Below are 19,731 nucleotides of genomic sequence, written 5' to 3'. Positions count from 1 at the left end.
TCAGGCCGTCTCGGGCGCGAAGGTCAGGGCGATGCCGTTGACGCAGTGCAGCAGCTTGTTCTCCACGTGAAGGATGTGCCCGAAGTGCGAGCCGCAGCGGCGGCAATGCACCTCCATCGACAGAAGCGGGTCTAGAAGGTCGCGCTCCTCCTGCGTCAGCGACGCCTCGTCGATGGGCTCCGCCATCATGGTCGGGCTGCCGCCGCCGCGCGAGAAACGGCCGTAGATCGAGCGGTCGATGGAGGTCAGCACGGTATCGGGCCGGGAGTGGCGGAAGAACAGCCAGCCCTTGTCCAGCAGCACCTTCCAGCGCGCCTCATAGACCGGGAGGTCGCACCCCCGGCAGGCGTAGGTTCCGGGCTCCGCCTTGTCCCACAGGCCGCTCGAGCGGGGCGCCTCGGTCGCGCCCTGGCGCATGACGTCGTATTCCCCGGACGTCAGCATCGCACGCCATTCGGCGTCGGGGCGCGCGACCTCGAAGGCGAAGGCGCCGTCAGGCGCCTCGGCGCGGGCTGTCCGGGGTGCGGCCAGGCTCGCGGCGGCAAGCGTTCCGGTGGCGAGAAGGTCGCGTCGGGAGAGATGGGATTGTGACATGGGGGCCGCCTTTCGCGGACCATCCTGCGCGCAGACGACCTCACGCGCGATGAAAGCTGTCGTGATGACACGAAAACGCGCGCCCCCGACGGGGGACGCGCGCCACTCCGCAGGCCGGAGGCACAGTCTTGGGGGGCTTAAGCCTCGACGGTCTCGGAGGTTCCTTCGATCGCCTTGTCGTCCGACCGGCGGGCGGGAGCGATCTCGATCCGGCGCGGCTTCAGCGCCTCGGGCACCTGCCGCTCCAGGTCGATGTGGAGCATCCCGTCGGCGTGCGACGCGCCCGTCACCTGAACGTGATCGGCCAGCTGGAACGACTTCTCGAAGGCACGGGTGGCGATGCCGCGGTGCAGATAGGTCCGCTTGTCCTCCGACTCGGCCTTGCGGGCGGTCACGATCAGGGCGTTCTCGCGCGCCTCGATCGACAGCTCGTCGGCGGTGAAGCCCGCGACGGCGATCGAGATGCGATAGTCGTTCTCGCCCGTCTTCTCGATGTTGTAGGGAGGATAGGTCGTCGCCGTGTCTGCGGTCATCGCCCGGTCGAGCAGGTTCGCCATCCGGTCGAAGCCGACGGAGGCACGGTAGAGGGGGGTGAAATCATAGGTTCGCATGGTTTGCATCCTTGTCTCAAGCGATACGTCACATGGCCCCTTCCACGACCGGACAGGGGCCGGGTCTTCCATCGCCGGACCCTGTGGCGGCATCCGGCAGGGGGAATCTGGGAACGCGTTTCGGCCCGTTCAAGGGGTGCCTTGCGGGGTCTGAGCGACGTCTCGGGGATGTGAACGGAGGCGCGCGCCTGCCAGGGGCGAACGACCTGCGAGGGGGCCCCCGGGCGTGAACCGGGGGTCTGGGAAGATCGGGCCCGACCTTCGGTCCCCACACGTGCCACGGCGTGGGGCCATCGGTCGTTCTGGTGTCGTCATGCTGCAGCGGGGATCGTTCTGGGGCCGAGCAATGAACGAAACGTTAAGCGCCGCGGCCGGTCTTTTCCTGAAGCGCGTCGATGCGCTTGCTGGCCTCGGCCTTGGACAGCTTCGGGTCGAAGTCCTCGCCCGCCTCCTCGCAGAGGGTCTTGAGATAGCTCGCCTGCGCGCCGGTCATCGCCTCGTCGCCCGTCGTCCAGTCGTCGGGGTTCTTGGCGGCATTGCCGGGGGCGTCCTGCTTGGGGGTCGGGGTGGGGTCGGCCATGGGGAAACTCCTGTTTGATGTTCCCCCAACGTTCCAGGTGGCCGACCTGTTCCCCGGACGCCCGTCAGTCGCGCGTGCCCGAGAAGCGCGCGGCCCAGTCGTCGCGCTGATCGTCGGTGATCTTGGCGAACAGGACGTCGGGCACGGTGAAGGCGTGGCCCGGCGGCAGGGCCATAAGGGCCGCGCGCATGTCGTCCGGCCAGGCGTCGTCGCCGGTGCCCATCGCGGCCAGCATCGCGTCGGAGGCAGCGGGGATGAAGGGGCGCGACAGCACGGCATAGAGGCGGATGAGGTTCAGCCCCATGCGGATCTGCGCGGCGGCGCGGTCGGGGTCGTCCTTGAAGGTGGCCCAGGGGGCGGCGTCCTGCAGGTATTCGTTTCCCGCGACCCAGATGGCGCGAAGCTCGGCCGCGGCCTTGCGGATCTCGATGGCGTCCATATGCGCCTGATAGGCGGCGAGACGGGTGGCGAGGGTCTGGACCAGCGCCTCCTCGGCCGCGCCCCAGGTACCGCCGTCGGGCACCGCCTCGCCGAAGCGGGAGCGGCAGAACTTGGTCACGCGGCTGACGAAGTTGCCCAGCACGTCGGCCAGGTCCTTGTTCACCGAGGAGGCGAAATTGTCCCAGGTGAACTCGGTGTCCGAGCTTTCGGGCACGTGGCTGAGCAGCCACCACCGCCAGTAGTCCGACGGCAGGATCGACAGCGCCTGGTCCATGAAGACCCCCCGCCCCTGCGAGGTCGAGAACTGGCCGCCGTCGTAGTTGAGGTAGTTGAAGGACTTGAGGTAATCGACCGTCTTCCATGGCTCGTTCGACCCAAGCAGCGTGGCGGGGAAGGACAGCGCGTGGAAGGGCACGTTGTCCTTGCCCATGAACTGCACGTAGCGGACGTCGTCGGCACCCTTGTCGGTGCGCCACCAGCGTTCCCAGTCGCCGCCCGTGGCGTCGGCCCATTCGGCGGTGCCGGCGATGTATTCGATGGGGGCGTCGAACCAGACGTAGAAGACCTTGCCCTCCATCCCCGGCCAGGGAACGTCGCTCTTCATCACCGGGATGCCCCAGTCGAGATCGCGGGTGATGCCCCGGTCCTGCAACCCGTCGCCGTCGTGGAGCCATTTCTTCGCGATGGAGGTGGTGAGGATCGGCCAGTCCTTCTGCTCGTCGATCCAGCGGTCGAGCCGGTCGCGCAGCTTCGACTGGAGCAGGTAGAGGTGCCGCGTCTCGCGCACCTCGAGGTCGGTGCTGCCCGAGATGGCGGAGCGGGGGTCGATGAGGTCGGTGGGGTCGAGCTGCTTGGTGCAGTTCTCGCACTGGTCGCCGCGCGCGCGGTCATAGCCGCAGTTGGGGCAGGTGCCCTCGACGTAGCGGTCGGGCAGGAAGCGGCCGTCGGCGTGGGAATAGACTTGCCGCGAGGCGCGCTGCTCGATCAGCCCCTCGTCGTCGAGCCGGGCGGCGAAGTGCTGCGTCAGGCGGTGGTTCTGGGGCGAGGAGGAGCGGCCGAAGTGGTCGAAGGACAGGCCGAAGCCGTCGGCCAGGTCCTTCTGCACCTGCCACATCTCGGCGCAGTATTCGGCCACCGGCTGTCCCGCCTTGCGTGCGGCGAGTTCGGCGGGCGTGCCGTGTTCGTCGGTGGCGCAGACGAACATCACCTCGTGCCCCCGCGCGCGGCAGTAGCGGGCATAAAGATCGGCGGGAAGCTGGCTGCCCACGAGGTTGCCCAGATGCTTGATGCCGTTGATGTAGGGAAGCGCGGAGGTGATGAGCGTGCGGGGCATTCGGGGGGGTCCTGTCGGCAGTGTCAGGCCGCCGCATTACCGGATGCGCGGGGGCGATGCCAGTGGGGCGGGCGTGCCGTCAGGTGAACTGCTCGCGCAGGAGCCGTTCCTCGAGCCCGTGGCCGGGGTCGAACAGCAGGCGGTGGCAGACGGAGGGTTCGCTGACCACCTCGACCGAGACGACATCGCGGACGGAATGGCCGTCCGCCTCGGCCATCATCGGGCGCTTTTCGGGGGTCAGCACGTCGAAGCGCACCCGCGCCGATTTGGGCAGCAGCGCCCCGCGCCAGCGCCGGGGGCGGAACGCGGCCACTGCCGTCACCGCCAGCACGTCCGACCCGATGGGCAGGATCGGCCCATGCGCCGAGTAGTTGTAGGCGGTGGAACCCGCGGGCGTGGCCACCAGCGCGCCGTCGCAGGCCAGTTCCTCCATCCGCACGCGGCCGTCCACGCTGATCCGCAGGCGGGCGGCCTGGGGGCCGGCGCGCAGGAGCGACACCTCGTTGATGGCGAGACCGCCCACGACCTCGCCGTTGGCCCGCGTCGCGGTCATGCGGAGGGGGTTGATGACGGCTTCCTCGGCACGGGCGAGGCGTCCGGTCAGCCCCGTCTCGCGGTAGTCGTTCATCAGGAAGCCGACGGTGCCCCGGTTCATGCCGTAGACCGGCGCGTCGATGTGCATGGTGCCGTGCAGGGTTTCCAGCATGAAGCCGTCGCCCCCCAGCGCCACGATGATCGCCGCGTCTTCGAGCGGGGTCTGGCCGTACCGCCCGGTGAGGCGGGCCAGCGCGGCCTGCGCCTCCGGCGTGTCGGAGGCGAGAAAGGCGATGTCCCTGGCGCGCGGCATGTCCCGTCCCGTGGTTTCGGCCAAGGCTTGCCCAGCGCGCGAAGGAAAGGCAACCCGCGGCGCTTTATCCCGAGACGGGTCGCGGGTATGAGGCGCCATCCCTTTCCACGGAGACCGCGCCATGAATGCCCCGCACCGAGATGACGGCTTCTTCACCCGCTCGCTGGCCGAGACCGACTCCGAGATCGCCCGTGCCACGCGCGACGAGCTGGGTCGCCAGCGCGACGAGATCGAGCTGATCGCGTCGGAGAACATCGTCAGCCGCGCCGTGATGGAAGCGCAGGGCGGCGTGATGACCAACAAGTACGCCGAAGGCTATCCGGGCCGGCGCTATTACGGCGGCTGCCAGTTCGTGGACGTGGCCGAGAATCTGGCCATCGACCGCGCGAAGGAATTGTTCGGCTGCGCCTTCGCCAACGTGCAGCCCAATTCCGGCAGCCAGGCCAACCAGGGCGTGTTCACCGCGCTGCTGACGCCGGGCGACACGATCCTGGGCATGTCGCTCGACGCGGGTGGGCACCTGACGCACGGGACGCGGCCCAACCAGTCGGGCAAATGGTTCGACGCGGTGCAATACGGCGTGCGGCGCGACGACCTGCTGCTGGATTACGAGCAGGTCGAGGCGCTGGCGACGGAACATCGCCCGAAGATGATCATCGCCGGCGGATCGGCCATTCCGCGCATCATCGACTTCGCCCGGATGCGGCAGATCGCCGACACGGTAGGGGCCATCCTTCTGGTGGACATGGCGCATTTCGCGGGTCTGGTGGCGGCGGGCCTTTATCCGTCGCCCTTCCCCCATGCGCATGTGGCCACGACGACGACGCACAAGACGTTGCGCGGCCCGCGCGGCGGGATGATCCTGACCGACGACGATGCCATCGCGAAGAAGGTCAATTCGGCCATCTTCCCCGGCATCCAGGGCGGGCCGCTGATGCATGTGATCGCCGCAAAGGCCGTGGCCTTCGGCGAGGCGCTGCGGCCGGGGTTCGAGGACTATCAGCGGCAGGTGATCGCCAACGCGCAGGCGCTGTCGGAGCGGTTGATCGAGGGCGGGCTCGACATCGTCACGGGCGGGACGGACACGCATCTGCTGCTGGTCGACCTGCGCCCCAAGGGGGTCAAGGGCAACGAGACCGAGGCGGCGCTGGGCCGCGCGCATATCACCTGCAACAAGAACGGCATCCCCTTCGACGACGAGAAGCCGACCGTCACCTCGGGCATCCGGCTGGGATCGCCAGCGGGCACCACGCGCGGCTTTGCGGAGGCGGAGTTCCGGCAGATCGGCGACCTGATCGTCGAGGTGGTGGACGGGCTGGCCGCGAACGGCGCGGATGGCAACGCGGACATCGAGGCGTCGGTGCGCGAACGCGTGCAGGCGCTCTGCGACCGGTTCCCGATCTATCCGGGTCTGTAGGGGCCGCGCTTCCGATTGACCGCGGCGGGCGCTGGCGCGACCATGGTTCGCGGCAGCGGGGAGAGCGGCATGGCGACGGGGTTCTTTCACGACGAGCGGTGCCTTTGGCATGGCGGCGGCAACTATGCCCAGATGGCGCCGGTGGGCGGGCTGGTGCAGCCCATCGCGGGCGGCGGCGGCCTGCCGGAGGAGCCGGAGACCAAACGGCGGCTGGTCAACCTGATGCGGGTCACGGGCCTCATGGGGGAGCTGGACGTCCGGTCCGCGGCACCGCTGACGCGCGAGGATCTGCTGCGGGTGCATCCGGCGGCATATCTGGACGAGTTCGCGCGCCTGTCCGAGGCTGGCGGGGGCGAGTTGGGGCCGCGCGCGCCTTTCGGTCCCGGTGGCTACGACATCGCCGCGCTGTCGGCCGGGCTGGTGGCCGATGCGGTGGAGGCCGTGCTGGGGGGCGATCTGGACAACGCCTATGCCCTGTCGCGCCCGCCGGGGCATCACGCGCTGCCCGACCGGCCCAACGGGTTCTGCCTGCTGGCCAATATCGCGCTGGCGATCCGGCGGGCGCAGGCGCGGGGGCTGGCGCGGCGCTTTGCGGTGCTGGACTGGGACGTGCACCACGGCAACGGGACGGAGGCGATCTTTCTGGACGACCCGGACGTCCTGACCGTGTCGCTGCATCAGGAGCGGAACTATCCGTTGGATACCGGCGGGTTCGAGGTGCGGGGGCCTGCGGGGACGAACCTGAACGTCCCGCTGCCGCCGGGGTGCGGCCATGCGACGTATCTTGAGGCGATGGAGCGGCTGGCCCTGCCCCGCCTGCGCGCCTTTGCCCCCGACGCCCTGATCGTCGCCTGCGGGTTCGACGCGGCCACGCCGGACCCGCTGGGGCGGATGATGGCCACGGCCGGAACCTTCACCGCCATGACGCGGCAGGTGATGGATCTGGCGGCCGATGTCTGCGGCGGACGGCTGATCCTGGCGCATGAGGGGGGGTATTCCGAGGTCTATGTGCCGTTCTGCGGTCATGGCGTCATCGCCACGCTGGCGGGATCGCGGACGCAGGCGCCCGACCCCTTTGCCGAGACCTTCGCGCGCCGGCAGCCGGGGGCGGAGTTCGAGGGCTTCGCGTCGGCGCGCATTGCCGCGATGGCCGAAGCGCTGCAATGACACGATCGGGAGAGAGACCATGAGAACCGCCATTGCCGCCACGCTGGCCCCGCTGCCCCTGGGCGCCTGGGCCGAAGGGTTCACCATCGTCACGCTCGGCGCGCGCGGCGGGATCGAGGACGGCAACCTGAGCGCCTTCCTGATCCACCCGGCGGGCGACCCCAGGGGCGTGACCTGCGACGCGGGATCGCTGGTCAGCGGATTGCGCGCGGCGGGGGAGGCGGGCGTCTTCGACGGCATCGCGGTGCCGGAAGACAGCGGGATGACCCGCGTCGGCCACGTCCTGACCGACGTGATCCGGGGCTATTTCATCAGCCACGCGCATCTGGACCATGTGGCGGGCTTGGTCATCGCCTCGCCCGACGACAGCGCGAAACCGATCCATGCCCTGCCTTCGGTGCTGGAGGCCATCGAGGCCACCTATTTCAACTGGACGGCCTGGCCCAACTTCGGACCGTCGGGGGTGGAGCCGCATCTGGGGAAATACGCCTATGTGCCGCTGGTGCCCGGCGAGGCCATCGCGGTCGAGGGGACGGCGATGACGGCCACGGCCTATCCGCTGGATCATGGGCCGGTCGAATCGACGGCCTTTCTGTTCGAAGCGGGCGGCGATGCGGTGCTGTGCCTGGGCGACACGGGGCCCGACCGGGTGGAGGGCGGGGCAAAGCTGCGCGCGTTGTGGCAGGCCGTGGCGCCGCTGGCCGCATCGGGGGCGCTCAAGGCCGTCATCATCGAGAGCAGCTATCCCAGCGACCGGCCCGACGACGCGCTGTTCGGGCATCTGACGCCTGCGCTGATCCATGAGGAGATGGACGTGCTGGCGGGGCTGGCGGGCGCGGAGGCGCTGCGGGGGCTGGAGGTGATCGTCAGCCACACGAAATACCTGCTGACCGAGGGGCCGCTGGCGCAGGACGTCATGCTGGAGGAATTGAAGACGGGCGACCGGTTGGGCCTGACGTACCGCATCCCCGAACAGGGTGTGGCCTGGACCGTAGGGGGCGATTGACCCGGGCCGCGCGCGAATTGACACCCTGCCCCCCGCGCGCGAAGGTCGCCCGCGATCACACCACGAGAGGGATGGATGGGATGAAGAAGGTCTATTCTTCGGCGGCGGAGGCTCTGGACGGGCTTCTGCATGACGGCATGTTCATCGCGGCGGGGGGCTTCGGACTGTGCGGCATCCCCGAGCTTCTGCTGGAGGCCATCAAGGAGGCGGGGACGAAGGACCTGACCTTCGCGTCCAACAACGCGGGCGTGGACGATTTCGGCATCGGGATCCTGCTGCAGACGAAGCAGGTCAAGAAGATGATTTCCAGCTATGTGGGCGAGAACGCCGAGTTCATGCGCCAGTATCTTTCGGGCGAGCTCGAGCTGGAGTTCAATCCGCAGGGCACGCTGGCGGAGCGGATGCGCGCAGGGGGTTGCGGAATTCCGGGGTTCTACACCAAGACCGGCGTGGGCACCGTGATCGCCGAGGGCAAGGAGCACAAGGACTTCCCCACGGGTCCTGACGGCGAACCCGAGACCTATATCATGGAGCGCGGGATCGTCGCGGACCTGGCCGTGGTGAAGGCGTGGAAGGGCGATGCGACGGGCAACCTCGTGTTCCGCAAGACCGCGCGCAACTTCAACCCGCCCGCCGCGATGTGCGGCCGCGTCTGCGTGGCCGAGGTGGAGGAGATCGTCGAGACCGGCACGCTCGACCCCGACGGCATCCACCTGCCGGGCATCTATGTCCACCGCATCATCCAGGGCGAGCACGAGAAGCGGATCGAACAGCGGACCGTCCGCGCGAAGAAGGAGGCGATGTGATGGCCGACACGATCAAGGGCTGGGACCGCAACCAGATGGCCGCCCGCGCGGCGCAGGAGTTGCAGGACGGCTGGTACGTCAACCTCGGGATCGGGATCCCGACGCTGGTGAGCAACTACATTCCCGAGGGGATCGAGGTCACGCTGCAATCCGAGAACGGAATGCTGGGCATGGGCCCCTTCCCGGTCGAGGGAAGCGAGGATGCGGACCTTATCAACGCGGGCAAGCAGACGATCACGGAACTGCCCAAGACCGCCTATTTCGACAGCGCCATGTCCTTCGGCATGATCCGGGGCGGCAAGATAGCCATGGCGATCCTGGGCGCGATGGAGGTGGCCGAGAACGGCGACCTGGCGAACTGGATGATCCCGAAGAAGCTGGTCAAGGGAATGGGCGGCGCGATGGATCTGGTCGCGGGCGTGCGCCGGGTGGTCGTGGTGATGGACCACGCCAACAAGCACGGCGAATCGAAGGTGTTGAAGGAATGCACCCTGCCGCTAACCGGCAAGGGCGTGGTGGACCGGATCATCACCAACCTGGGCGTGCTGGACGTGGTCGAAGGCGGGCTGAAGATCGTGGAGCTGGCCGAGGGCGTGACCGAGGAGGAACTGCGGTCCAAGACCGAGGCCACGCTGGTCTGAGTCGGGCTTCGGCCCCTAGCTGTCCACCAGCGAGGGGTCGAAGACGCAGCCGTCGCCGGGAAGCTGGGGCGGCGTGCGGCACATCAGGCGCGCGACGTTCCAGGCGGCCATGACCTTCGGGACATAGGCGCGCGTCTCGGCATAGGGGGGGACGCCGCCGTTGCGGTGCACCGCCCCCTCGCCCGCATTGTAGCCGGCAAGCGCCAGAACCGGGTCGTTGCCGAATTCGCCCATCAGCCAGTCGAGATAGGCCACGCCCGCGCGGATGTTCTGCGCGGGATCGTTCGAATCGGTGATGCCGAAGCGTTCCGCCGTCGCGGGGATGATCTGCATCAGGCCGGTGGCGCCCTTGTTGGACACCGCCGTCACCCGGCCCCCCGATTCGACCGAAATGAGCGCCAGCACCAGCGCGGGCGAGACGCGCGTGCCGACGGAGCGCGCGAGGATCTCGCGCCCGTGGACGCGGGCGATTCCCTGAAGCTGGTTGAGGGTGGGCGCGGCGATGCCGCTGCCCTGCGGCGGTCGCGCGGCGAGTTCGGCGGCCTGGAGGAAGCGGCCCGCCACGGGCTCGATCCCCGGCGAGACGGTCGTCCAGAACCAGTCCTGCTGGCCGGTGGCGGCCTTGGCGGGGCCGGCCGGGGTGTCGGCGGACAGCGCGGCGACCTGCGGCAGGCGGGGGCGCAGGGGGCGGGGGGCGGTCTGGGCGCGGAATGCCTCCTCATCCACCTGGATGTCGATTCGGGCGGTGGTGCCGGGCTGCGGCGCGGGGGACCGCTTGAACGTGAAGTCGGCCGTCGCGGGCCCTGCGGGCAGGGAAAGCGACAGGCCGGCCACGAGGGCGGCATGGAGGAGTTTGGTCATGTCAGACTGCTCGGGTCCGTAATCGTTGACGCCACGATGCCACGGCGGCGGCGCGCCTGTCATCGTCGGAGGGCCAGAGCGTGCGTCACCTGTGACAAATGCCGCGCGGGAGCGGCGGCGGGGCCGCGAAAGATGCGGATTCGGAGCGCGTTGTTGCCGATCGGTGCATAAAACCCGTTGAAAAGGCGATTGTCTGCAAATTGAACGGAGTTCGACACGATCTCGCCGTATTTGCCCGGCAGAACGGGGTCATCGGCGGAAGCGGGCGATGGCAGACCGCCCCGGACCGTCGATCAACAAGCACCGGAAAACCCGGGCAGGAAACGTGGCGATCGAGCAGTTCCTACCGAACCGTTGGCAGGCGGAGCGGAGCAAGAGGGACGCGTCACATCTTCCATCGGTAAGGATACCGAGGGACAGGGGGTCGTGCTGGCAGGCACGACCCCCGCTTCATCGCCCTGCGCCCGGCATCGGTGGCCAAGGCGTTAACCAACCATGGCGAAAGACCGAGCGGTTTTTCGGCCGGTTCGTTTGGAATCAATGGGTTGGGAAAATGGGGCCCCGGTTTGACCCTTAACATTTCGCGCCAAGGCCCCCATCGCGTCTCATTCCCGCCGCGATCCGGGGTCAGAACGGACCCATCGAAAGGGCGGCACAGCCCGACGATGCGAAACCAGACCGAAGCACAAGGGAACAAACCAATGCTGAACGCCATCAAGACCTTCAAGAACGACGAAGCCGGTGCCGTCACCGTCGACTGGGTCGTCCTGACCGCCGCCCTCGTGGGCCTGGGCCTCGCCGTCATGGGCGTCGTGTCGACGGGGATCGGCAAAGTCACCGGCGGCATCGAGACTGAACTTGGGAAAAACCAGCTCGAGGTTTCGGCAGATGCCTTTGACGCGGGTAAGAAAACGGGCAGCGGTACGGGCACGGGTACGGGCACGGGTACGGGTACGGGTACGGGTACGGGTGGTTAATCGCGCGTACCTAATATAATTCACAACTCTAAAGACGCCCCGGAGCCATCCGGGGCGTCTTTTCCGTTCCGCGCGGTGCGCCCCATGACCTCCACGCGATGACCCCGCCCGCACCATCCTGTTGCCGCATTCCGGCGCCAATACGGAAACGATCGCCCGCGATCCGCTCCGGGCCACCGAACGCTACGAGGAAAACACGATGATGCGCCTCATCTTCGCACTACTGCTGCTGGCGGGCCTGGGGCTCGCCGGTTTCGCCATCCACACCGCGCAGGGGCGGTTCACCCAGTATCAGAACGCCCTGGCGCAAAGTCAGAATGCGATCATCCCGGTCAAGGACGTCTATGTCGTGTCGCGGCAGATGCGCTATGGCGATACGCTGCGCCCCGAGGACGTGCGCGCCGTGGCCTGGCCCGAGGACGCCCTGCCTGCCGGCACCTTCGACACGATGGAGGCGATCTTTCCCGAGGGCGACAAGAAGCTGCGGACCGTGCTGCGCGTGATGGAGCGCGACGAGCCCCTGCTCATGGTCAAGGTCACCCAGCCGGGCGCCGACGCGGGGCTGGCCGCCGCGCTGACGCCGGGGATGCGGGCCTTCACCCTGCAGGTCGATGTCAATTCGGGCGTCTCCGGCTTTCTGCGTCCGGGTGACCGGGTGGACGTCTACTGGACCGGCGGCGGCGGGCAGCAGGGCGGCATCACCCGCCTGATCCACGCCAACCTGCCGCTGATCGCCGTGGACCAGCAGACCGACGAGGAGCGCAACAATCCCAGCATCGCGCGCAACGTCACGGTCGAAGTGACGCCCGGCGTGGTCGCCAAGCTGGCCCAGGCGCAGGCCACGGGGCGGCTGACGCTGGCACTGGTCGGCGTGCGCGACGACAGCGAATCCGACCAGGTCGAGGCGACGCTGGAGGAGATCCTCGGGCCGAGGGAAGTGATAGAACGGCGCCAGATCTGCACCGTCCGGACCCGCAAGGGCGCCGAGATGATCCAGATCGAGATCCCCTGCCCCACCGAGGGCTGAGGCTTGAATTCGTCGGCTTGAGCCGACCGCATCCGGGGCCGCGCATCCGCCGCAACGGCATGGCCCCGGACCGACCTCGACCGCAATTCGGAGCCGTTTCAGCGCCGAATGTGGCCCAAAGGGGGCGACGTGTGTCCCCAAGGACGACGTTCGACAACCGTTTCGGCAACCTTCGTTGCAATAAACCGCCTATTGGGCATGCTTCAGTCAAAGCGGGCAGAAGATCCGTTTTCGGGCACAGTGATCATAGAGGAAGGGTCACCATGAAATTTCGCACACTCCTTCGGGCAGCGATGCTGGGGGCCCTGGTCGCAGGCGCCCCGCTCGCCCAGGCCCACGCCCAGACGCTGAGGATAAGCGAAGGCCGCACGCAGGGCGCACTGCGCGTCCCGCTGAACCGCGCCATCGTCCTGGAATCCGACGCGGCCTTCGCGGAATCGTCGATCGCCAACCCGCTGATCGCGGATATCGCCACCCTGTCGGATCGCACCGTCTATGTGCTGGGCAAGCTGCCCGGCCGCACGACGCTGACCCTGCTGGGACCGGACGGGCGGCTGATGACCAACGTCGAGGTGCATGTCACCCCCGACATCGCCGAGTTCAAGGAGCGTCTGCGCGAGCTGCTGCCCTCCGAGCGGATCGAGGTCCGCACCGCCAACGACGGCATCGTCCTGTCGGGCACCGTGTCGTCGGTCGCCAAGCTGGACCAGGCGCTGGAGATCGCGGAACGCTATGCGCCCGAACGGGTGCTGAACCTGATGGGTGTCGGTGGCACGCAGCAGGTGCAGCTCAAGGTGCGTTTCGCCGAGATGCGCCGCACGGTCAGCAAGGAACTGGGTGCGTCGCTCGGCATCTCTGGCACCGACCTGAACACCCCCGGCATCGCCGCCCCCGGCGGATTCACCGGCACGACGGGCGTCGCGGGCGCCGCGGGCGCGCTGCAGATCAACGTCGGCACGAGTTCCCTCAACCTGAACCTGCTGCTCGAGGCGCTGGAGGAGAAGGGCGTCGTCCGCACCCTGTCCGAACCGAACCTGACCGCCCTTTCGGGCCAGACCGCCAGTTTCCTCGCCGGCGGTGAATTTCCGATCCCCCAGATCGATACCGAAGGCAACGTGGGCGTCGAGTTCAAGCCCTTCGGCGTCACGCTGGACTTCACGCCGACGGTCGTGGACGGCGACATCATCAACCTCGTGCTGAACAGCGAGGTGTCGTCCATCGATCCGGGCGACGGCACGTCGGTCGGCAACGGCGCGGTGATCCCCTCGCTGAACGTACGCCGGGCCAACAGCACGGTCGAATTGCGCGACGGCCAAAGCTTCGCCATCGCGGGCATCCTGCAAGACGATTTCCAGGACAACGCGCGTCAGGTGCCGTTCCTGGGCGATCTGCCGGTGCTCGGCGCGCTGTTCCGGTCGGCCGATTACCAGCGCCGCCAGACCGAACTGGTCATCATCGTCACGGCCCATCTGGTGCAGCCGACGAGAGGCGAGGCGCTGGCGCTGCCGACCGACCGCATCCGGCCGCCGACCGAGAACGAACTGTTTCTCTATGGCCACCTGTCCGGCGCGACGACGAACACCCGCGCATCCACCGGCGGCAGCGCCGTGGCCGCGCAGGACTTTTCCGGAAACTATGGCTATGTGATGGAATAAGACGATGAAAGAGAACAACATCACCCGACGTTTCCTGATTGGTGGCCTGTCGCTCGCAACGCTCGCAGGATGCACCGGCACCCGGTTCAACACTGTCGCCGGAGCCTCGATCGACGAGGGCGGCTTCGGCAACCCGACCAGGCAGAACATGCTGGTCATGACCGGCGAGGCCCCGGCCTTGGCCCACATGGGCAGCCGCTTCGCCGCGCAGGTGCCGACGACGATCAACTTCGCCTTCAACTCGGCCGCGCTCGACGCGACGGCGCGGGCGGTCCTCGACCAGCAGGCGGCGTTCATCCGGTCGTTCCCCGAGGTGCGGTTCAGCGTCTACGGCCACACCGACAAGGTCGGGTCGAACGCCTACAACAAGCAGCTGGGGCTGGCACGGGCCCGCGCGGCGGTCGCCTATCTGGCGTCGCGCGGGGTGTCGACAAGCCGCCTGCAGGCGCTCGTCAGCTACGGCGAAACGCGGCCCCTGGTGCCCACCCAGTCGGCCGAACGGGCGAACCGCCGGACCGTGACCGAGGTCGCCGGCTTCGTCGCGGACCATCCGATGGTGCTCGACGGCAAGTACGGCCAGATCGTCTATCGCCGCTATGTCGGCAGCGCGGCCGGCCCAGGCGTCGCGGCGGCCGTCGCCGCGGCGGCGGCGGCCCCGGCGGGCGAAGGCGGCAGCGCCGGTCGCCCCGTTCCAGGGGGCTGATCGCCCGCACGTCCCAATGCCGAAGGCCCCGCCCGCAATTCGCAGGCGGGGTCTTTTCATTAAAAACCATCGTATTTCCAACAGTCTTGTCTGTGGCAGTTTGCCCCCCGCATTTCCGATAATTTCACACTTCGGGTCCAATTGTTGCCTGAATTCACGGTCAAGACTTGGCGAAAGGGGAAAATCCCCCGCATCGGATCGCCGGATTTTCGGCCGCGGACCGGTGATCTACCTGCCCCCCCCGGGGCGCCGACAGAAGATGGTGATTCCGATGGCGAGCAACCTTGCCCTGCTTCCCGAGCCCGAACCGCTCCGCGCGGTCACGGTGTCCCGCGACGTTCAGGAGTTCGATCTTCTGATTGAGGACATGGAAGCCGAACTCGGCGAAGCCTGGGGCGATCTCAACTTTTCGGAGGCCATTGCCTTTCTGCGACAGGAGGAGGCACGGAAACTCGACTTCATAGTGCTCGCCGTCGACAAGGAGGACGAGGGGCGTCTGGCACAGATCGCCGATGTCATCCGTCAGGCCAAACAGACCGGTCTGCGGGTCATCCTGGTGGCGGACGGATTGGGGCCGATGGCGCTCCACGATCTGCTGCGCGCGGGCGCGGACGATTTCGCGCCCTATCCCCTGCCCGAGAACGCCCTTTCGGAGGCCGTCGCCCGCATCCTGACCACGGGCGGCGCCGAAAGCATCGAGATGCTGCGCCGGGCCGGCGCGGAGACCGTCGATGCCGAGATGGCGCATCCGGCCGCGGCGGTTCCCGCGACCACCACCGGCGGCGGCCCCCGCGGACAGGGCGCCGTCTTCGCCGTCCAGTCTGCGGCTGGGGGCGACGGCGCCACGACGCTCGCCGTCAACCTGGCCTGGGAACTGGCCACGATATCGAAGAATGCCGCGCCGCGGGTCTGCGTCATCGACCTCGGGCTGCAGTTCGGATCGGTCGCAACCTATCTGGACCTGCCGCGCAAGCCGATGATCTACGAGGTGCTGTCCGACGTCGCCTCCATGGACGAACAGGCGTTCCGTCAGGCGCTCGGCACCTACAAGGACCGCCTGTCGGTCTTCACGGCGCCAACCGACATCCTGCCGCTGGACCTGATCGGCCCCGATGATGTCGTGGGCCTGCTGAGCCTGGCGCGCACCTGTTTCGATGTCGTCATCGTGGACATGCCGATTGCCGTGACCGGCTGGACGGACGCGGTCTTCGGGCAGGCCGACCTGTATTTCGTCGTCTGCGGGCGGGAGGTTCGGTCGGCGCAGAACGCGATGCGTTTCCAGAGGCTTCTGCAGGCCGAGGGACTGCCGGTCGAGAAGCTCGCCTTCGTCCTGAACCGCGCGCCGGGCAAGATGGACATGTCGGGCCGGGGGCGCATCGACAAGATGGCCGAGTTGCTCGGCATCAAGTTCCACGCGGTGCTGCCCGACGGTGGCAAACAGGTGACGGAGGTCAACGATCAGGCCGCGCCGCTGAGCACGCTGGCGCCCCGCAACGCGCTGGCCCGCGAGATCCAGAAACTGGCCTGCGAGCTGCATGAGGCGCGCGAGGCCATCGAGTCGGGTCAGGACATGTCCCGCGCCAGGAAACCCGCCAAGAAGGCGATCTTCGGCCTCAAGTTCGGCTGAGCCCCCCGGAGGGAAACGATCCATGTTCTCACGCTACAAGAAACCGCAGATCGACGGCGCGAAACCCATCGCAGCCGCCCCCGCACCCGCCGCCCCGCCGCCCGAGGCGGCTCCCACGACCAGGATGAAGCCCCCCGCACCGGCCGCTCCCGCCCCCGTCGACAAGGACGTCAAGCGGCGCGAACGGATCGAGGAGCTGAAGACCGAAATGCATCACAGGTTGCTCGACAACCTGAACCTGTCGGCCATCGAGAAGGCCGACCCCGCCGCGCTGCGATCCGAGATCGTGTCGATCACGACCGACGAACTGTCCGAAATGGGCGTGGTGCTGGGCCGCGACGATCGCGACATCCTGAATTCCGAGCTGTTCGACGAAGTGATGGGCCTCGGCCCGCTGGAGCCGCTGCTGAAGGACGAGTCGGTCAACGACATCCTCGTGAACGGGCCCCACAACATCTACATCGAACGCGCAGGCAAGCTTCAGAAGTCGGAAATCCGCTTCAAGGACGAAAAGCACCTGATGCGGATCATCGACAAGATCGTGTCGGCCGTGGGTCGCCGCGTCGACGAATCGAACCCCTATGTCGACGCCCGCCTCAAGGACGGCTCGCGCTTCAACGCGATGGTGCCGCCCGTGGCCGTCGACGGGTCGTTGGTGTCGATCCGCAAGTTCAAGAAGGAAAAGCTGGCGATCGACGACCTGATCACCTTCGGCGCCTTCACCGAGGAGATGGCGACCTATCTCCAGGCGGCGGTCGCCTGCCGTCTGAACGTCATCGTCTCCGGCGGGACAGGCTCGGGCAAGACAACGACGCTGAATGCGCTGTCGTCCTTCATCGGCCAGACCGAGCGGGTGCTGACGATCGAGGACACGGCCGAACTGCAGTTGCAGCAGGACCATGTGGGCCGGATGGAAAGCCGCCCGCCGAACGTCGAGGGCAAGGGCGCGGTGACGCAGCGCGACTGCCTGCGCAACGCGCTGCGGATGCGCCCCGACCGGATCATCGTGGGCGAGACCCGCGGCGAGGAGGTCATCGACATGCTGCAGGCGATGAACACCGGCCACGACGGGTCGATGACGACGATCCACGCCAACAACTCGCGCGACGCAGTCAGCCGGCTGGAGAACATGATCGCGATGGCGGGCATCGAGATGCCGCTCAAGGCCGTGCGGGCGCAGATTTCCTCCGCCGTGAACCTGATCGTGCAGGCGTCGCGCCTGCAGGACGGCTCGCGCCGCATGGTGTCGATCACCGAGGTGACCGGCATGGAGGGGGAGGTCATCACGATGCAGGAAATCTTCCGCTACGAACGGTTGGGACTCGAGGGGGACGGCAAGATCTTGGGTCGCTTTACCGGCACCGGCATCCGCAGCCATTACTCCGACCGCTTCAAGGCCTGGGGCTACGACCTGCCGTCGAGCATCTACGAACCGGCAGGGAGCCGCTGAAATGGAACTGTCGATCGAGCCGCTCATCTACATCGCCGTATTCGGCGCGGTATTCCTGTCGATCGGGGCCATCTACGGCCTCGTCTTCGGCAATTCGATCAAGCTCAACAACCGCGTCAACCGTCGCCTGGCCCTTCTTGAGAAGGGTCAGACCCGTGACGAGGTGATGGCCCAGCTTCGCAAGGAGATGTCGCAGCACGACCGCGCCAAGCAGATCCCGCTCTATTCGCTGCTGGCCGAAAAGGCGCAGAAGGCCAATCTTGCCTTCACGCCCGGCATGCTGATCGGCGTGATGGTCCTGATGGTGGTGATGTCGTTCCTGCTGATGACGGTGCTGACCGGGGCCGCACTTCCCATCCGATTGCTGCTGTCCTTCGGCATCGGCATCGGCGGCGTCTATACTTGGGTGAACAACAAGGCCAAAAAGCGCCTGGCGCTGATGGAGGAGCAGTTGCCCGACGCGGTCGAGCTGATCGTGCGATCGCTGCGCGTGGGCCATCCCCTGAATTCCGCCATCGGCATCGTCGCCAAGGAGATCGCGGATCCGCTCGGCTCCGAGATGGGATTTATCGCGGACGAGGCCGCCTATGGCCGCGACGTGCCCGAGGCACTGCGCGCGCTCGCCGAGCGGGTCGACCTGCAGGATCTGCGGTTCCTGGCGGTCGCCGTGGCGATCCAGCAGAAGTCGGGCGGCAACCTGGCCGAGATCCTGGAGGGTCTGTCAAAGGTGATCCGCGCACGGTTCAAGCTGTTCCGCAAGGTCAAGGCCATCACCGCCGAAGCGCGCTGGTCGGGGATCTTCCTGTCGGCCTTCCCGGTGCTGGCAGCCATCGCAATCAACGTGATGAAGCCCGACTACTACTCGGAAGTCTCCGAGACGGCCTATTTCATCCCTGCCGCATGCGTGGTGATCGTGTTCCTGATCGTGAACGTGATTTTCATGCGCATGATGGTCAACATCAAGGTCTGAGGTCTGGACGATGCTGGATATGCTCACAACGCTCGTGACCGACACGCTGGGCCCCGACGGATGGACCTATATCGCGGGGGCCGCCGGCCTGGTGCTGGTGCTCATTGCCATGCCGTTCCTGCTGACGCGCAAGGTCGATCCGATGGACCGTATCGCGCGGGAGCGGAAGGGCATCGTACTCGACGATGACGACCGCGGCAAGCGGCTGTCCCGTCATGGCGCCCGAAACGAGCATCTGGCGAAATACGCCCAGTATCTCGAACCGCAGGACGAGGACGAGATGTCCAAGACCCGCACCATGCTGATCCGCGCGGGCTATCCCCACAAGGACGCGGTCCGCACGCTGGCCGCCGCGCAGATGCTGCTGGGCGCGGGCCTTCTCGTGCTGGGCGCGATCTATGCGCTGGCGCTGGCGGGCGACATGCCGTTCTATCAGAAGATCGGCTACATGCTGATCCCGGGCGCGCTTGGCTACTATGCGCCGAAGTACTGGATCGGAAAGCGCGTGGCGAAGCGCCAGGGCGAGATCCAGGACGGCTTTCCCGACGCGCTCGACCTGCTCCTGGTCTGCGTCGAGGCAGGGCAATCGCTCGACCAGTCCATCATCCGCATGGCGACCGAGATCGAGCCGTCCTATCCGGCCCTGGCCGGTGAGTTCATCATGGTCGCGCAGGAGATGAAGGCGGGCAAGGACAAGCCCGAGGTGCTGCGCGCCATGGCGGACCGGTGCGATATCAAGGATATCACCAGTTTCGTCACCGTCCTCATCCAGTCGGCGACCTTCGGCACGTCGGTTGCGGACGCCCTGCGCGTCTATGCCGCCGAAATGCGCGACAAGCGCGTGATGCGGGCCGAGGAAAAAGCGAACGTGCTGCCGACGAAACTGACGGTGGGGACGATGATGTTCTGCGTGCCGCCCCTTCTCATCATTCTGATCGGCCCTTCCCTGCATGGTATCGCGCAGGCGCTGAGCGGCCAGGGAGGCTTCTGATGCGGGTCATGGTTCTCTGCGTGGCGG

The 19,731-nt window shown here is 67.4% G+C and carries 19 protein-coding genes; 13 read left to right on the top strand and 6 right to left on the bottom strand.

What is annotated here, in order from left to right:
* The 5 genes from JAN5088_RS13025 to JAN5088_RS13005 all read right to left on the bottom strand — a co-directional run bounded on the left by JAN5088_RS13025 (nucleotide 1) and on the right by JAN5088_RS13005 (nucleotide 4,406).
* A complete protein-coding gene (locus tag JAN5088_RS13025) occupies nucleotides 1-594 on the bottom strand; it encodes a peptide-methionine (R)-S-oxide reductase (RefSeq protein WP_055683217.1) in 594 nt (197 codons plus the stop codon).
* A 137-nt stretch (nucleotides 595-731) separates the two neighbouring features.
* Complete coding sequence (locus JAN5088_RS13020; RefSeq protein WP_055683216.1) at nucleotides 732-1,205, bottom strand: Hsp20 family protein; 474 nt, start codon at nucleotides 1,203-1,205, stop codon at nucleotides 732-734.
* A 358-nt stretch (nucleotides 1,206-1,563) separates the two neighbouring features.
* Nucleotides 1,564-1,785, bottom strand: a complete 222-nt coding sequence (locus JAN5088_RS13015; protein WP_055683215.1) for a DUF3072 domain-containing protein — start codon at nucleotides 1,783-1,785, stop codon at nucleotides 1,564-1,566.
* A 64-nt stretch (nucleotides 1,786-1,849) separates the two neighbouring features.
* Entirely contained in the window at nucleotides 1,850-3,559 is a 1,710-nt protein-coding gene (metG, locus tag JAN5088_RS13010; RefSeq protein WP_055683214.1) for a methionine--tRNA ligase, read from the bottom strand.
* Between the two features lie 79 nt (nucleotides 3,560-3,638).
* A complete protein-coding gene (locus JAN5088_RS13005; RefSeq protein WP_055683213.1) occupies nucleotides 3,639-4,406 on the bottom strand; it encodes an NAD kinase in 768 nt (255 codons plus the stop codon).
* A gap of 121 nt (nucleotides 4,407-4,527) precedes the next feature.
* Here JAN5088_RS13005 and glyA point away from each other — a divergent pair, with 121 nt between their 5' ends.
* From glyA to JAN5088_RS12980, 5 genes are all read left to right on the top strand, one after another.
* Nucleotides 4,528-5,823, top strand: coding sequence for a serine hydroxymethyltransferase (gene glyA, locus JAN5088_RS13000; RefSeq protein ID WP_055683212.1), 1,296 nt, complete (start codon nucleotides 4,528-4,530; stop codon nucleotides 5,821-5,823).
* 69 nt (nucleotides 5,824-5,892) lie between these two features.
* Nucleotides 5,893-6,990, top strand: a complete 1,098-nt coding sequence (locus JAN5088_RS12995; RefSeq protein WP_055683211.1) for a histone deacetylase-like amidohydrolase — start codon at nucleotides 5,893-5,895, stop codon at nucleotides 6,988-6,990.
* A gap of 19 nt (nucleotides 6,991-7,009) precedes the next feature.
* The gene (locus JAN5088_RS12990; protein ID WP_074962482.1) at nucleotides 7,010-7,996 is read left to right on the top strand and encodes an MBL fold metallo-hydrolase; all 987 of its coding nucleotides are present in this window, start codon (nucleotides 7,010-7,012) and stop codon (nucleotides 7,994-7,996) included.
* Nucleotides 7,997-8,076: 80 nt separating this feature from the next.
* Complete coding sequence (locus JAN5088_RS12985; RefSeq protein WP_055683210.1) at nucleotides 8,077-8,802, top strand: CoA transferase subunit A; 726 nt, start codon at nucleotides 8,077-8,079, stop codon at nucleotides 8,800-8,802.
* On the top strand, nucleotides 8,802-9,443 hold the full coding sequence (locus tag JAN5088_RS12980; RefSeq protein ID WP_055683209.1) for a CoA transferase subunit B: 642 nt from the start codon (nucleotides 8,802-8,804) through the stop codon (nucleotides 9,441-9,443). The genes JAN5088_RS12985 and JAN5088_RS12980 overlap by 1 nt, the downstream gene beginning before the upstream one ends.
* Nucleotides 9,444-9,458: 15 nt before the next feature.
* Here the strand turns inward: JAN5088_RS12980 and JAN5088_RS12975 are convergent, their stop codons facing one another.
* Complete coding sequence (locus JAN5088_RS12975) at nucleotides 9,459-10,304, bottom strand: lytic transglycosylase domain-containing protein (RefSeq protein WP_055683208.1); 846 nt, start codon at nucleotides 10,302-10,304, stop codon at nucleotides 9,459-9,461.
* A gap of 701 nt (nucleotides 10,305-11,005) precedes the next feature.
* Here JAN5088_RS12975 and JAN5088_RS12970 point away from each other — a divergent pair.
* From JAN5088_RS12970 to JAN5088_RS12935, 8 genes are all read left to right on the top strand, one after another.
* A complete protein-coding gene (locus JAN5088_RS12970) occupies nucleotides 11,006-11,281 on the top strand; it encodes a hypothetical protein (protein WP_055683207.1) in 276 nt (91 codons plus the stop codon).
* A gap of 199 nt (nucleotides 11,282-11,480) precedes the next feature.
* On the top strand, nucleotides 11,481-12,308 hold the full coding sequence (gene cpaB / locus JAN5088_RS12965; RefSeq protein ID WP_306455482.1) for a Flp pilus assembly protein CpaB: 828 nt from the start codon (nucleotides 11,481-11,483) through the stop codon (nucleotides 12,306-12,308).
* 263 nt (nucleotides 12,309-12,571) lie between these two features.
* The gene (locus tag JAN5088_RS12960; protein WP_055683206.1) at nucleotides 12,572-13,963 is read left to right on the top strand and encodes a type II and III secretion system protein family protein; all 1,392 of its coding nucleotides are present in this window, start codon (nucleotides 12,572-12,574) and stop codon (nucleotides 13,961-13,963) included.
* 4 nt (nucleotides 13,964-13,967) lie between these two features.
* Complete coding sequence (locus JAN5088_RS12955) at nucleotides 13,968-14,666, top strand: OmpA family protein (RefSeq protein ID WP_074962478.1); 699 nt, start codon at nucleotides 13,968-13,970, stop codon at nucleotides 14,664-14,666.
* Nucleotides 14,667-14,937: 271 nt separating this feature from the next.
* Nucleotides 14,938-16,293: a CpaE/TadZ family protein gene (locus JAN5088_RS12950; RefSeq protein ID WP_055683363.1), complete on the top strand. Its 1,356-nt coding sequence runs from the start codon at nucleotides 14,938-14,940 to the stop codon at nucleotides 16,291-16,293.
* Between the two features lie 22 nt (nucleotides 16,294-16,315).
* Nucleotides 16,316-17,743: a TadA family conjugal transfer-associated ATPase gene (locus JAN5088_RS12945; RefSeq protein WP_055683205.1), complete on the top strand. Its 1,428-nt coding sequence runs from the start codon at nucleotides 16,316-16,318 to the stop codon at nucleotides 17,741-17,743.
* A gap of 1 nt (nucleotide 17,744) precedes the next feature.
* Nucleotides 17,745-18,713, top strand: a complete 969-nt coding sequence (locus tag JAN5088_RS12940) for a type II secretion system F family protein (protein ID WP_055683204.1) — start codon at nucleotides 17,745-17,747, stop codon at nucleotides 18,711-18,713.
* Between the two features lie 10 nt (nucleotides 18,714-18,723).
* Nucleotides 18,724-19,704 carry a type II secretion system F family protein gene (locus JAN5088_RS12935; protein ID WP_055683203.1) on the top strand — a complete coding sequence of 327 codons (981 nt, stop codon included), beginning with the start codon at nucleotides 18,724-18,726 and terminating at the stop codon, nucleotides 19,702-19,704.
* Nucleotides 19,705-19,731: the final 27 nt, after the last annotated feature.

Source organism: Jannaschia rubra, assembly GCF_001403735.1.
GTDB classification, from domain to species: Bacteria; Pseudomonadota; Alphaproteobacteria; order Rhodobacterales; family Rhodobacteraceae; genus Jannaschia; species Jannaschia rubra.
Note: the sequence above shows the minus strand (reverse complement) of the source record. Positions and strands in the feature narration are given on the sequence as shown.

Coding starts and splice junctions, on each gene's coding strand:
- JAN5088_RS13025 (WP_055683217.1), bottom strand. CDS start 594: ATGTCACAATCCCATCTCTCCCGACGCGACCTTCTCGCCACCGGAACG.
- JAN5088_RS13020 (WP_055683216.1), bottom strand. CDS start 1,205: ATGCGAACCTATGATTTCACCCCCCTCTACCGTGCCTCCGTCGGCTTC.
- JAN5088_RS13015 (WP_055683215.1), bottom strand. CDS start 1,785: ATGGCCGACCCCACCCCGACCCCCAAGCAGGACGCCCCCGGCAATGCC.
- metG (WP_055683214.1), bottom strand. CDS start 3,559: ATGCCCCGCACGCTCATCACCTCCGCGCTTCCCTACATCAACGGCATC.
- JAN5088_RS13005 (WP_055683213.1), bottom strand. CDS start 4,406: ATGCCGCGCGCCAGGGACATCGCCTTTCTCGCCTCCGACACGCCGGAG.
- glyA (WP_055683212.1), top strand. CDS start 4,528: ATGAATGCCCCGCACCGAGATGACGGCTTCTTCACCCGCTCGCTGGCC.
- JAN5088_RS12995 (WP_055683211.1), top strand. CDS start 5,893: ATGGCGACGGGGTTCTTTCACGACGAGCGGTGCCTTTGGCATGGCGGC.
- JAN5088_RS12990 (WP_074962482.1), top strand. CDS start 7,010: ATGAGAACCGCCATTGCCGCCACGCTGGCCCCGCTGCCCCTGGGCGCC.
- JAN5088_RS12985 (WP_055683210.1), top strand. CDS start 8,077: ATGAAGAAGGTCTATTCTTCGGCGGCGGAGGCTCTGGACGGGCTTCTG.
- JAN5088_RS12980 (WP_055683209.1), top strand. CDS start 8,802: ATGGCCGACACGATCAAGGGCTGGGACCGCAACCAGATGGCCGCCCGC.
- JAN5088_RS12975 (WP_055683208.1), bottom strand. CDS start 10,304: ATGACCAAACTCCTCCATGCCGCCCTCGTGGCCGGCCTGTCGCTTTCC.
- JAN5088_RS12970 (WP_055683207.1), top strand. CDS start 11,006: ATGCTGAACGCCATCAAGACCTTCAAGAACGACGAAGCCGGTGCCGTC.
- cpaB (WP_306455482.1), top strand. CDS start 11,481: ATGATGCGCCTCATCTTCGCACTACTGCTGCTGGCGGGCCTGGGGCTC.
- JAN5088_RS12960 (WP_055683206.1), top strand. CDS start 12,572: ATGAAATTTCGCACACTCCTTCGGGCAGCGATGCTGGGGGCCCTGGTC.
- JAN5088_RS12955 (WP_074962478.1), top strand. CDS start 13,968: ATGAAAGAGAACAACATCACCCGACGTTTCCTGATTGGTGGCCTGTCG.
- JAN5088_RS12950 (WP_055683363.1), top strand. CDS start 14,938: ATGGCGAGCAACCTTGCCCTGCTTCCCGAGCCCGAACCGCTCCGCGCG.
- JAN5088_RS12945 (WP_055683205.1), top strand. CDS start 16,316: ATGTTCTCACGCTACAAGAAACCGCAGATCGACGGCGCGAAACCCATC.
- JAN5088_RS12940 (WP_055683204.1), top strand. CDS start 17,745: ATGGAACTGTCGATCGAGCCGCTCATCTACATCGCCGTATTCGGCGCG.
- JAN5088_RS12935 (WP_055683203.1), top strand. CDS start 18,724: ATGCTGGATATGCTCACAACGCTCGTGACCGACACGCTGGGCCCCGAC.